This window comes from Microbacterium hydrocarbonoxydans, from assembly GCF_900105205.1.
In the GTDB taxonomy this organism is placed as follows: Bacteria; Actinomycetota; Actinomycetes; order Actinomycetales; family Microbacteriaceae; genus Microbacterium; species Microbacterium hydrocarbonoxydans.
The window spans coordinates 598,593-610,553 of record NZ_FNSQ01000005.1 but is presented as its reverse complement, the minus strand read 5'-3'; the positions used below and the strand labels follow the sequence as shown (position 1 = coordinate 610,553).

13 protein-coding genes are annotated in these 11,961 nt (G+C 68.6%); 6 read left to right on the top strand and 7 right to left on the bottom strand.

The window, feature by feature from the left end; genetic code table 11:
• Positions 1-57: 57 nt before the first annotated feature.
• On the bottom strand, positions 58-396 hold the full coding sequence (locus BLW44_RS03230; protein WP_060926340.1) for a metalloregulator ArsR/SmtB family transcription factor: 339 nt from the start codon (positions 394-396) through the stop codon (positions 58-60).
• A 95-nt stretch (positions 397-491) separates the two neighbouring features.
• Positions 492-1,514, bottom strand: a complete 1,023-nt coding sequence (hemE, locus tag BLW44_RS03225; RefSeq protein WP_060926341.1) for a uroporphyrinogen decarboxylase — start codon at positions 1,512-1,514, stop codon at positions 492-494.
• Positions 1,515-1,575: 61 nt separating this feature from the next.
• Here hemE and BLW44_RS03220 point away from each other — a divergent pair, with 61 nt between their 5' ends.
• The 4 genes from BLW44_RS03220 to BLW44_RS03205 all read left to right on the top strand — a co-directional run bounded on the left by BLW44_RS03220 (position 1,576) and on the right by BLW44_RS03205 (position 4,624).
• Complete coding sequence (locus BLW44_RS03220; RefSeq protein ID WP_060926342.1) at positions 1,576-2,883, top strand: glutamyl-tRNA reductase; 1,308 nt, start codon at positions 1,576-1,578, stop codon at positions 2,881-2,883.
• A 203-nt stretch (positions 2,884-3,086) separates the two neighbouring features.
• On the top strand, positions 3,087-3,599 hold the full coding sequence (locus BLW44_RS03215; protein ID WP_217632037.1) for a coiled-coil domain-containing protein: 513 nt from the start codon (positions 3,087-3,089) through the stop codon (positions 3,597-3,599).
• Positions 3,600-3,629: 30 nt separating this feature from the next.
• Positions 3,630-4,202, top strand: coding sequence for an HhH-GPD-type base excision DNA repair protein (locus BLW44_RS03210; RefSeq protein ID WP_060928308.1), 573 nt, complete (start codon positions 3,630-3,632; stop codon positions 4,200-4,202).
• Positions 4,199-4,624, top strand: coding sequence for a DUF1801 domain-containing protein (locus BLW44_RS03205; protein WP_060928309.1), 426 nt, complete (start codon positions 4,199-4,201; stop codon positions 4,622-4,624). The genes BLW44_RS03210 and BLW44_RS03205 overlap by 4 nt, the downstream gene beginning before the upstream one ends.
• A 55-nt stretch (positions 4,625-4,679) precedes the next feature.
• Here the strand turns inward: BLW44_RS03205 and BLW44_RS03200 are convergent, their stop codons facing one another.
• From BLW44_RS03200 to BLW44_RS03190, 3 genes are all read right to left on the bottom strand, one after another.
• Positions 4,680-6,065 (bottom strand): glycine--tRNA ligase, encoded by a 1,386-nt coding sequence (locus BLW44_RS03200; RefSeq protein WP_060928310.1) that lies wholly within the window; start codon positions 6,063-6,065, stop codon positions 4,680-4,682.
• Positions 6,066-6,160: 95 nt separating this feature from the next.
• The gene (locus BLW44_RS03195; protein WP_060928326.1) at positions 6,161-6,859 is read right to left on the bottom strand and encodes a GNAT family N-acetyltransferase; all 699 of its coding nucleotides are present in this window, start codon (positions 6,857-6,859) and stop codon (positions 6,161-6,163) included.
• Positions 6,860-6,909: 50 nt separating this feature from the next.
• Positions 6,910-7,533, bottom strand: coding sequence for a hypothetical protein (locus BLW44_RS03190; protein WP_074731570.1), 624 nt, complete (start codon positions 7,531-7,533; stop codon positions 6,910-6,912).
• 60 nt (positions 7,534-7,593) lie between these two features.
• Between BLW44_RS03190 and BLW44_RS03185 the strand changes: the two genes are divergently transcribed.
• Both BLW44_RS03185 and BLW44_RS03180 read left to right on the top strand, forming a co-directional pair.
• Positions 7,594-9,057 carry a peptide MFS transporter gene (locus BLW44_RS03185; RefSeq protein ID WP_060928311.1) on the top strand — a complete coding sequence of 488 codons (1,464 nt, stop codon included), beginning with the start codon at positions 7,594-7,596 and terminating at the stop codon, positions 9,055-9,057.
• Between the two features lie 35 nt (positions 9,058-9,092).
• A complete protein-coding gene (locus BLW44_RS03180; protein ID WP_060928312.1) occupies positions 9,093-10,535 on the top strand; it encodes an MFS transporter in 1,443 nt (480 codons plus the stop codon).
• Between the two features lie 6 nt (positions 10,536-10,541).
• Here the strand turns inward: BLW44_RS03180 and BLW44_RS03175 are convergent, their stop codons facing one another.
• Both BLW44_RS03175 and BLW44_RS03170 read right to left on the bottom strand, forming a co-directional pair.
• The gene (locus BLW44_RS03175; protein ID WP_060928313.1) at positions 10,542-10,937 is read right to left on the bottom strand and encodes a hypothetical protein; all 396 of its coding nucleotides are present in this window, start codon (positions 10,935-10,937) and stop codon (positions 10,542-10,544) included.
• 14 nt (positions 10,938-10,951) lie between these two features.
• The gene (locus BLW44_RS03170; protein ID WP_060928314.1) at positions 10,952-11,875 is read right to left on the bottom strand and encodes a serine hydrolase; all 924 of its coding nucleotides are present in this window, start codon (positions 11,873-11,875) and stop codon (positions 10,952-10,954) included.
• Between the last annotated feature and the right edge of the window lie 86 nt (positions 11,876-11,961).

The following is an 11,961-nucleotide window of genomic DNA, read 5'->3' as shown; positions in this document are numbered from 1 at the left end:
CGTCGATCCTTTCACCCGGCGTCCGTGCTCGCGCACTGCGGGGCGGGAGAAAACGCGTCAGGCGTCGACCGCAGCGGATGCTCCGCGACCCGTGCCACGCTTGCGCACTTCGCGCAACACGATCTGTTCGGGACAGACGGTCGAGAGGAAGTCCCCGACCGAGAGGGCGAGCCGTTCGCCGACGAGTGAGTAGAGGATGCGGTTGGCATCGCGTCGCTCGCTGACGAGGCCGGCCTGACGCAGCACGCTGAGGTGCCGCGAGATGGTGGGACCGCTCGACGAGAACCGCGACGCGATCTCCCCCGCCGCGAGCTCTCCCTCTTTCAGGTCCTGCAGGATCTGACGCCTGGTCGGATGGGCCAACGCGGCGAAGATGTCTGACGCGCTATCTGCCATGGTTGCAATATAGCACTGCTGCTAGATACGGCCCCTGGCGTCCGTGCAGCGATCGCCGGACCCGCTCCGCGCTGCCCGGTGGCGCCGCCGTGCCGTCAGAGCGAGTGCACCAGCTCGACGATCCGAGTGAGCTGGTCGGGGTCGGCCTCCGGCGGCACCCCGTGTCCGAGGTTGACGATGTGCCCCCTGGCTGCGCGGCCCCGTTCGACGACATCGCGCACGTGCGCCTCGAGCACCGGCCACGGAGCGGAGAGCAGCGCCGGATCGATGTTGCCCTGCACCGAGACCTCGTCTCCGAGGATCGCTGCGGCCTCGTCCAGCGGCATCCGCCAGTCCACGCCCACGCCGTCGGCGATGCCGTCGAGGCGCATGTCCGCGAGGAACGGCCCGGTGCCCACGCCGAAGTGGATGCTCGGGACGCCGATCGCATCGAGCGCGACCCGAGAGTGCGGCGCGACGAAGGCCCGGTAGTCGGCCACGCTCAACGACCCGGCCCACGAGTCGAACAGCTGGACGACGGATGCTCCGGCGTCGCGCTGGATCTCGAGGAAGCGGCGCGAGATCTGCGCCAGCCAGCCGGCGAGGCGATTCCAGGACTCGGGATCGGAGTGCATCAGGGCGCGGGCCCGCAGATGCTCTTTCGACGGGCCTCCCTCGACGAGATAGGCGGCGAGTGTGAAAGGCGCCCCCGCGAAGCCGATGAGCGGGGTGTCGCCGAGCTCGGCGGTGACGATGCCGACCGCCTCGGCGATCGCGGTGCCGTCGAGCGACAGCGGATCGATGGCGGTGATGCGGTCGACGTCCGCCGCAGAGCGCACCGGGTTCGCGAACACCGGCCCGCGGCCGGGCTCGATCTCGACGTCGACACCGGCCAGACGCAGCGGGATCACGATGTCGCTGAAGAACACGGCCGCATCCACCCCGTGCCGGCGGACCGGCTGCAGGGTGATCTCGGCCGCGAGTTCGGGCGTGAGGCAGGCGTCCAGCATCCGCGTCCCGACCCGCAGCTCCCGGTACTCGGGCAGCGACCTGCCCGCCTGACGCATGAACCAGACGGGGGCGTGCTCGGGGCGGGGTCCGGTGAGGGCACGCAGCAGCGGAGCGTCGGAGAGGGCCATGCATCCATCCTCCCATCCGCTCCTGGGCCGACCTGCATGAAGCCTCAGGTAGAATCGATGCGTGCTGCTGGTTGTCACGGCGAGTCACAAGACCGCCTCCTTCGAATTGCTCGAACGCCTGAGCCGCACCCCCGATGACGTCGCCTCCACCGTGGTGGACATGGCGTCCTGCGTGCAGGGTGCGGTCGTTCTTGCTACCTGCAACCGGTTCGAGGCGTACGTCGAGATGGACGAGCCCGTCACCGCCGCCGGCGCGATCGGCGTCGAAGCGGTGCTCGAGGCCGTCGAGGCCTCCACCGGGATCTCCGCCTCCGAGCTCGAGGGCGCGTACGACGTCCACTCCGGTCGTCGGGTGGCCGAGCACCTCTTCTCCGTCGCCTCCGGACTCGAATCCGTGGTCTCAGGAGAAGGCGAGATCGCGGGCCAGGTGCGCCGCGCCCTGAAGTCCGCGCGCAAGGAGGGGACGACCTCCCCGGAGCTCGAGCGCCTCTTCCAGCGCGCGAGCCAGGCGCAGCGCAAGGTCAAGAACGTCACGGCTCTCGGCCGCGCAGGGCGCTCGCTCGTGCGTCTCGCTCTCGAGCTCGCCGACAGCCGCATCGCGGACTGGTCGACCGAGCGTGTACTGCTCGTGGGCACCGGCGCATACGCAGCCGTCACGCTCGCCACTCTGCGCGAGCGCGGCGCAGTCAACATCTCGGTGTACTCGCCCTCCGGCCGTGCCGAGAAGTTCGCTGCGAAGCACGGCATCCGCGCTGTCGCCGCAGACGACTACGCTCGCGTCGCGTCGCGCTCGAGCCTGCTCATCACCTGCACGACGGCCGCCGCCCCGGTGCTCACGCCTGAGCACCTGCAGGCACCCACCGGGATCGCCGTCGAGGGATGCCCCGTCGGTTCGCACAGCCAGCTGGTCGTCGACCTCGGCATGCCCCGCAATGTCGACCCCGCCGTCGCCGCACTCGAGGGTGTCGCGCTGCTGGATCTCGAGACCATCAGCCTGCACGCCCCGCTCGAAGAGCTGCAGGCGACGGATGCCGCGCGCACCGTCGTGCGCGAAGCGGCCGACACCTTCCACGTCGTCGGCAGTCGGCAGAGCGTTACCCCGTCGGTCGTGGCACTGCGGTCGCACATCTTCTCGCTGCTCGAGTCCGAGATCGGCCGCGCCCGCGCGCGTGGCGATGAGGACGGTCGCGTCGAGCAGGCGCTCCGCCACCTCACGGGTGTCCTGCTGCACACGCCGACGACCCGAGCGCACGAGCTCGCCGCCGGCGGGCGCGCAGACGAGTTCGCCGCTGCCCTGACGACGTTGTACGGCATCGAGCCGGCTCCTGCTGTCGGTGCGGATGACGTCGACGACGTCGCGACGGCCTGAGTACCCGCTCCTTCTGCACAGGAGCCCCACCGGGGCATCTCTCCCCCATGCTCGGATTCGCCCCGTCGCGGTGCCCGCCGATCGTTCCTGCTTCATATCGTCGAACCCATGACAGCGTCCGGTGACCGGCGCAGACTGGGAGGATGCTCGTGGACCCGGATGTGATCGGCATCGTCATCGCCCTCTTCGCTTTCACGGCCACCGTGCTCGGCGGCGTCTCGCGCATGCTCGCACGGCAGACCCGTGGGCTGGACATCCGTTTCGACAGGATCGATGAGCGCTTCACCAAAGTCGAGACGGGGCTCACCGATCTCAGAACCGAACTCAAGGGCGACATCGCCGAGGTCAGAGCCGAGATGGCCGACCTGAAGACCGAACTCAAAGCCGACATCGCCGAACTCAGAACCGAACTCAAGGGCGACATCGCCGAGGTCAGAGCCGAGATGGCCGACTTGAAGACCGAACTCAAAGCCGACATCGCCGAACTCAGAACCGAACTCAAGGGCGACATCGCCGAGGTCAGAGCCGAGATGGCCGACCTGAAGACCGAACTCAAAGCCGACATCGCCGAACTCAGAACCGAACTCAAGGGCGACATCGCCGAGGTCAGAGCCGAGATGGCCGACCTGAAGACCGAACTCAAGGCCGACATCGCCGATGTGCGCGTCTCGATCGCGCGTCTCGAAGGTCCTCTCCCGAAACTGCAGCGCATCTGATCCGAACACGCGGGATGCCAGACTGGAGTCATGGCCCTTCACATCACCGGAGACACCGCCGCAGACGACCTGCTGACCGAGAACCCGCTCGCCCTGCTTGTGGGTATGCTCCTCGACCAGCAGGTCCCGATGGAGACCGCCTTCGCCGGTCCCCTCAAGATCGAACAGCGGACGGGAGCGTCCGACGCCACCACGATCGCGGCGATGGACCCTGACGAATTCCTCGAGGCCTTCAAGACGACCCCCGCGGTGCACCGGTTCCCCGGCTCGATGGCCGCCCGCGTGCAGACGCTCTGCCAGGAGATCGTCGATCGGTGGGGCGGCGATGCCTCGGCGATCTGGACCGAAGGCGACCCCACCGGCGCCGAAGTGCTCAAGCGGCTCAAGGACCTCCCCGGCTTCGGAGAGCAGAAGGCGAAGATCTTCGTCGCGCTGCTCGGCAAGCAGTACGGCTTCACCGGCGCCGGATGGCGGGAGGCTGCGGGTGACTACGGCACTGACGGCTCGTACCGCAGCGTCGCCGACATCGTCTCGCCCGAATCGCTCACGAAGGTGCGTGAGCACAAGAAGGCCATGAAGGCCGCGGCGAAAGCGAAGGCATGAAGCCGACCGGCGATGACGTCGCCGGCCTCATCGCCCGCTCCTCCCCGGCGGCCCGCCGTCGGGATGCCGAGACCCTGACCGCGATGATGCAGGAGATCACCGGCCGCCCTCCGCAGACCTGGGGCACGATCATCGGCTTCGGCACCTGCCACTACCGCTATCCGACCGGCACCGAGGGCGACAGCGGCCTGCTGGGCTTCGCACCGAGGAAGTCCGCGACCACCATCTACCTCCTCGATGGCGTGGATGCGCACGCGGACGCACTCGAGAAGCTCGGCCCGCACACCGCCGGGGCCGGCTGCCTGTACATCAAGGACCTCGAGCAGGTCGACCTCGACGTGCTGCGTGGCATCCTCGAGCGCTCGCTCTCCTGGGTGGAGGCCGGCGGCACCGATCAGATTCAGTTGACCGTCACCGGCTGACGAGAAAGGCCCGCTTCCCGTTCGGGCAGCGGGCCTCTCGCTCGGATCGTCCACCTCAGGCGCCCTGCAGACGCTCCGCGAGGTAGGCGTGGAGCTCGTCGATCGACACGCGCTCCTGCGCCATGGTGTCGCGATCCCGCACGGTGACCGCACGATCGTCGAGCGAGTCGAAGTCGACCGTCACGCAGAACGGCGTGCCGATCTCGTCCTGTCGGCGATACCGGCGACCGATCGCGCCCGCGTCATCGAAGTCGACGGCCCACGAGCTGCGGAGGGTGTCGGCGACCTCGCGCGCGAGCGGTGACAGGCGCTCGTTGCGGCTCAGCGGAAGCACCGCGGCCTTGATCGGCGCGAGGCGCGGATCCAGCTTGAGCACCGTGCGCACGTCGGTGCCGCCCTTGGCGTTCGGCACCTCCTCTTCCCGGTAGGCGTCAACGAGGAATGCCATCATGGCGCGCGTCAGGCCGAACGAGGGCTCGATCACGTATGGCGTGTAGCGGTCGCCGGTGGCCTGGTCGAAGTAGGTCAGGCTCTGCCCCGACGCCTCACTGTGGCTCGACAGGTCGTAGTCGGTGCGGTTGGCGACGCCCATGAGCTCGCCCCACTCCTTGCCCGTGAAGCCGAAGCGGTACTCGACATCGATCGTGCCGGCCGAGTAGTGGGCGCGGTCGTCTTCCGGGACGTCGAACTGACGCATGTTCTCGGGGTCGATCCCGAGGTCGATGAACCAGTTCCAGCAGGCCTCCACCCAGTGCTCGAACCACTGCTGCGCCTCGGCGGGCGGTGTGAAGAACTCGATCTCCATCTGCTCGAACTCGCGAGTGCGGAAGATGAAGTTGCCGGGCGTGATCTCGTTGCGGAACGCCTTGCCGACCTGGCCGATGCCGAACGGCGGCTTCTTGCGGCTCGCGGTCAGCACGTTGGAGAAGTTCACGAAGATGCCCTGAGCGGTCTCGGGGCGCAGGAAGTGCAGGCCGGATTCGTCGTCCACGACACCCAGGTAGGTCTTCACCAGACCCGAGAACGACTTCGGCTCGGTGTACTGGCCCTTCGTGCCGCAGTTGGGGCACGGCACGTCGGCGAGCCCGTTCTCTGCCTTGCGGCCCTTGCGCGCCTCGAAGTCCTCGATGAGATTGTCGGCGCGGAAGCGCTTGTGGCAGCTCAGGCACTCGACCAGCGGGTCGGTGAACGTGGCGACGTGGCCCGACGCCTCCCAGACGCGCTTGGGCAGGATGATGCTGGAATCGAGACCCACCATGTCACCGCGACCGCGCACGAACGTCTGCCACCACTGACGGCGGATGTTCTCCTTGAGCTCCGTACCGAGGGGCCCGTAGTCCCACGCGGACCGCGAACCGCCGTAGATCTCACCCGCCTGGAAGACGAACCCGCGGTGGCGGGCAAGGGCGATGACCTTATCGAGACGGGACTGTTCGGCCACGGTGGCTCCAATGGTCGGCTGCGGGAGGACCCGTGATCACGGGTACGTCAATCTTATCCGCGACCCGTTCACGCGAAGACCCCAGCGTGGCCCTCTCACGCCGTGAAGAGATACCCCTGCTCGACGTCGAATCCGGAGAGCGTCAGCCCACTGCCGAGCAGCCCCTCCATCTGGGCACGCAGCCGCGTGCGCCACTCATGAGCGGCCTCGGGGTCCTCGACGCGCATCGTCTCGATGTCGGAGGGGATCTGCAGCGTCTCCACGACGGCATCGGATGCCGGGGGCTTCGCGATGTCGGCGAGCGCCCACTCGACGTCGAGCCTGTCGCTCTCGTCGCCCGCATCCCCGCCGCCGAAGATGCCGTAGCGATTCACCGAGTAGCCGGTCGCCCTGGCGCCGAGCACCGTGAGGAAGAAGTGCGCGTTGCGCGCGACGAGGGGGTCGAACGTCCAGGTGATGCGTCCGACGTCGTTGGAGAACGCCCACTGACGCTGGTGCTCCTTGAGCTCCCTGCCCCAGCCGCGACCACGGTACTCCGGCAGCAGCGCCGTGATGTGCGAGTGCATCGCCCGGCGACCCGGCGCTCCGAAGAAGGCGATCGAGGCACCGACCATGCGCTCCTCGCCGCCTTCGGCATCATCGGCGTCGAACAGGCCGACGACGTAATTGCCTGACTGCTGCAGCGCCCTGAGCGTGCCGGCGTCGATCACGCGCTCGGGGCCGCGGATCGAATCCAGCAGGCCCTGCGCATCGATGATGAGTTCAACGGTGTCGAGATCACGGATGGTTCGCACGATCCCCAGTCTGCCCCTCTCGCCGCGGAATGCGGAATCGAACACGGCGCTCACGCCTGCTCGCGCTCGGGGAAGGCCGTGCCCCCTCCCGAGGCGAGGGACGTGGCGACGATCTCGAAGAACTCCTCCGTCATGTCGGCGGGCATCTCGGGCAGCATTCCGTCCCAGTACGGGAGCACGGACCCACGCCCCTGCATCATCCCCGCCGGCCGCGCGAACGCCCACAGATGCAGATGCGCGGATCCGTCGTTGAAGCGGCTGAAATGACAGCGCGCCACACCAGGGATGCTCTTGACCGCCTCGGAGATCCGCTGCATCAGCGGGCCGAGACCTGCGAGCACGGCGACCGGAGCGTCCTCGAGCAGCCAGTGCGCGCGCGGGGAGATCGCTCCGATGAACGGAAGACCTCCCGGCTCCCATCCTCCACGTACCTGCCACACGTCGTCGCGCCAGATGGTGTGCGGATCGGGCGCGCAGTGGCCGCACTCCTGCGGATCGAGTTCTCCCTGTCTCGGCCTCTCGGGGACGAGCATCGGATCGAGCGGTCGCATGACCACCGACTCGAACGCGTTCGCGGGTCCGCGGGTCATCCACGACCCGTCCGGACGCTCGCCGTAGACGAGTCGGCGGTGGAAGGGCGTGTCGGCCGGGTGCTGATCGAAGTCCGCGTTCATGCCCCCATGGAAGCACGAACACGGTCTGAAGCCTGCGACGACGGGGCGTACCGTGGAGGGATGGCATCCAGCGAGACATCCGCCACGACAGCGGACACCCGGTTCTTCGGCCAGCCCTGGGCTCTCGTCCACGTCTTCGGCGTCGAGATGTGGGAGCGGTTCAGCTTCTACGGCATGCAGGGCATCCTGCTCCTGTACCTCTACTACTCGGCCACCGAGGGCGGCCTCGGGCTTCCGGAGGCTGTGGCGGGCGGGATCGTCGGCGCGTATGGCGGATCGGTGTACCTCTCCACGATCCTCGGCGCATGGGTCGCCGACCGGATGGTCGGCTCCGAACGGGTGCTGTTCCTCAGCGCAATCGTCATCGTCGCCGGGCACGTCGCCCTCGCTCTGCTGCCCGGCTTCGTGGGTGTCGGGGTCGGACTCGTGCTCGTCGCACTCGGCTCGGGCGGCCTCAAGGCCAACGCGACGTCGGTCGTCGGCACCCTCTACAGCGCGGACGACTCCCGCCGGGATGCCGGGTTCTCCCTGTTCTACCTCGGGATCAACCTCGGCGCGTTCATGGGTCCGATCCTCACCGGCATCCTGCAGTCCTCGCTGGGCTTCCACTACGGATTCGGGCTGGCAGCGATCGGAATGACGCTCGGACTCGTGCAGTACTCGTTCGGGCGCAAGGCACTGCCGGACGAAGCCCGCCGCGTCCCGAACCCGCTGCCCGCACGCCGCTATCCGCTGGTGGCGATCATCGCCGTGGCCGCGATCGCTCTGATCGCCGTGCTCGTGCTCGTCGGCGTCATCCAGGCCGGCAACCTGTCGACGATCGTCATCCTCGGAACGGTCGCCGCCACCATCGCCTACTTCGCGGTGATCCTGAGCAGCCGCCGCATCGACGCCACCGAGCGCTCGCGCGTGTGGGGATTCCTGCCGCTGTTCATCACGAGCGTCGCCTTCTGGTCGCTCTACCAGCAGCAGTTCACCGTCCTCACCCTGTACTCCTCCGAGCGCCTGGATCGGAACATCCTCGGCTTCGAGATGCCCGTCCCCTGGGTGCAGTCGATCAACCCGGTGTTCATCATCATCCTGTCCGGCGTCTTCGCGGCCGTGTGGACCCGCCTCGGCACGCAGCAGCCGTCGACACCCGTGAAGTTCGCCCTCGGTGCGATCGTCATGGGCGCCGCCTTCCTGCTGTTCCTGCCGTTCGCAGGCGGCGGCGCGAACTCGACGCCGCTCCTCGCGATCGTCGGCATCCTCCTGGTCTTCACGATCGCCGAGCTGCTCATCTCACCTGTCGGGCTGTCGGTCACCACGAAGCTCGCCCCGAAGGCGTTCCACACCCAGATGGTCGCGCTGTTCTTCCTCTCGATCGCACTCGGCACGGCCATCTCCGGCTGGCTGGTGCAGTTCTACGACCCGACGAACGAGGTGCCGTACTTCTCGATCCTCGGCGGCATCGCGATCCTGGTCGGCGCAGGGCTGCTGTTCTCGGTCAAGCCCGTCCTCCGACTCATGAAGGGTGTGAGCTGACCCTCGGGAGTCGCGGGCGCCGATAGCCTGGAGGGATGGGAGAGAACGAGGATCGCGCACGCCGACGGCTCTCCCGGACATCGCCGAAGTGGGCGATCGTCGCGGTGCTGGCCTTCGCCGGCCTCTGCTCGTCGTTCATGTTCACGCTCGTGGTGCCGTTGCAGGCCGAGCTGCCCCGACTGCTGAACGCCTCGCGCGAGGACACCACCTGGGTCGTCACGATCACGCTGCTCGTCGCCGCCGTCGCCACCCCGATCTCGGGCCGGCTCGGCGACATGTACGGCAAGCGCCGCGTGGTGATCGTGCTGCTCGCCCTGCTGATCGTCGGATCGCTGATCGCGGCGCTCTCCGGCTCGATCGTCGGAGTCATCATCGGGCGGGCCCTGCAGGGCGCGGTGACGGGCGTGGTCCCGCTCGGCATCGCGATCATGCGCGACGTCCTCCCGCCCGAACGACTCGGCACCGCCGTGGCCCTGATGAGCGCGACGATGGGCGTGGGCGGTGCGGTCGGGATGCCCGTCGCGGCGCTGCTCGCCGAGAACGCCGACTGGCACTGGCTCTTCTGGCTCGCCGCCGCACTCGGAGGCGTCGGACTCGCGCTGGTGCTGCTCGTGATCCCGGAAGACGTGCTGCGCTTCCCCGGGCGCCTGGACGTGATCGGCGCCATCGGCCTCGCGATCGGCCTCACCGGCATCCTTCTGTTCGTCTCGCGTGGAGCCGAATGGGGCTGGACCGCACCGCTGACCCTGACCTGCATCATCGGCGGCGTCGGAGTGCTCCTCGTCTGGGGCTGGTACCAGCTGCGCACGAAGGATCCCCTGCTCGACCTGCGCGTCGCCGCCCGCCCCGCGGTGCTGTTCACGAACATCGCCGCGATCGGCATGGGATTCGCGCTGTTCGCGTCGAACGTGACCTTCCCCCAGCTGCTCGAGATGCCGGTCGCCGCAGGCTCCGGGTTCGGCCTCGACATGGTCGCCGCCTCGCTCGTGATCATGCCGGCGGGCCTCGTGATGATGGTGATCTCGCCGCTGTCGGGATGGCTGGAGCGCACCGTCGGCCCCCGCCCGCTGTTCACCGTCGGCGCGGCGGCGATCGTGCTCGCCTACGTCTTCGTGCTGCTGTGGTCGAGCGAGGTCTGGCACATCCTGGTCGGCAACCTGCTGATCGGCGTCGGCATCGGATTCACCTTCGCCGCGATGCCGATGATCATCATGCGCTCGGTCCCGGCGAACGAGACCGGCGCCTCCAACGGCCTCAACGCGCTCTTCCGATCGGTGGGCACCTCGAGCGCCTCCGCCGTGATGGGAGGAGTGCTCGCCGCCATGAGCATCGACGTCGACGGGGTCGCCGTGCCGTCGCGGGCGGCGTTCGACCTGTGCTTCTGGCTGGCGATCGCGGCGGGCATCGTCGCCCTCGTGCTGTCGCTGTTCATCCCTCGCCAGCGCTCTGCAGAGCAGCACCCCTCACTGCCCGGCTGAGCGGGATCAGAACACGCGCGGGTCGGGGTCGCCCTGCGACGGCGCGCGCAGGCGGTCGGGGATCGGCCAGGGCAGAGAGAACTGTTGCGTCTGCGGTCGGGTGACATCGCCGAAGTCGTCGACCTTCACCAGGATGCGTCCCGGCACCCCCTCCTCATCCGGCGTCACCTCGAGGATGCGGACGCGCAGCGCGCGGTCGCTCTCGCCCTCCAGCATCCAGGGGTCGGCGAGCCAGCCGATCCCGTGCTCCTCCAGCGCCGCCTCGGCATCCAGCCAGTCGACGGCGTCCGACGCTCGACGGCCGAGCACGTCGACCGCGACCCAGGCGTCGCCGTCGGGGTGGATCCATCCGAGCAGCTCGCCGTCGTCGCGGCGATGGGGAGTCCAGTCGGTTCGCGGCATGCCTCGATGCTAGATCAGTGCGTGTACTCCATGAGTTCGACACCGAGCACGCGGAAGGCGTCATGCGCGCGCAGGCGGTGCGTGATCGACAGGTCGTCGAAGCACACGATCAGCGAGTAGGCGACGCCGGCGCGGGGTCCGGCGAGGACGCCGGCCTCGGCACGCACGCCCCGGTCGCGACCGGTCTTGTTGATGAAGAGGAGGCCATGGGCATCGTGGTCGTGCGAGAACGGATCGAGGCCCGTCGACGCCGCGACGAGGCTCAGGTCCTGGTTCAGGCTCAGCCATTCCGACACCTGAGCGCTCACCGAGGCGCCGACGACCTGCGAGTTCACCAGCGCCGAGAACAGGCCGGCGAGCTCGCGCGCCGATCCGACGGCCACCTGCGGCGCATCGTCCGGTCCTCGCTCGTCGCGGAACCGATCCAGGAGCGCGGTGCGACGCAGCCCCAGCGATTCGATCCGCTCCCGTACGCGGTCGTGCCCGACGCGCTGGAGCAGGGCGTTCACCGCGATCGGATCGCCGGCCGTCGCCGCGAGCACCGCGAGGTCCTCGAGCGGAAGAGCTGGTGCATGCAGATGGCGCCACAACCCCGACGTCGACACGGACTCGACCGCGGCCCGATCGACGATCTCAAGCGGATCGAGGGCGCCGGTCTCGAAGGCGGCGGCGACCTCGATCAGCAGCGGGACGACACCCAGGCCGGCGACGGGCATCGTGACGTGGTCGTCGCCCGCGAGGACGTGCACATGGTTGTCGAGGTCGACGACGTGCACCGACACCTGAGCCCCGGCATCCGCCAGCTCCTCGAGCGCCCGCAGCGTCGAGGTGAACGACCGGCGCCCGGCGGCAGCGCGGCGCGGCAAGCGCCGGCTGGTCCGCTGAGACCGGCGCAGCGAGGCCAGTGACGGCCCATCGACAGGCTCCGAAGCACCCACGCGTGATCCTTAAAGGGGGGTTGGATTGGCGGGATGCTGCGGGGTCCGTCCCCCGCAGCACGGATATCGTAACCCTCGCAGGTGAG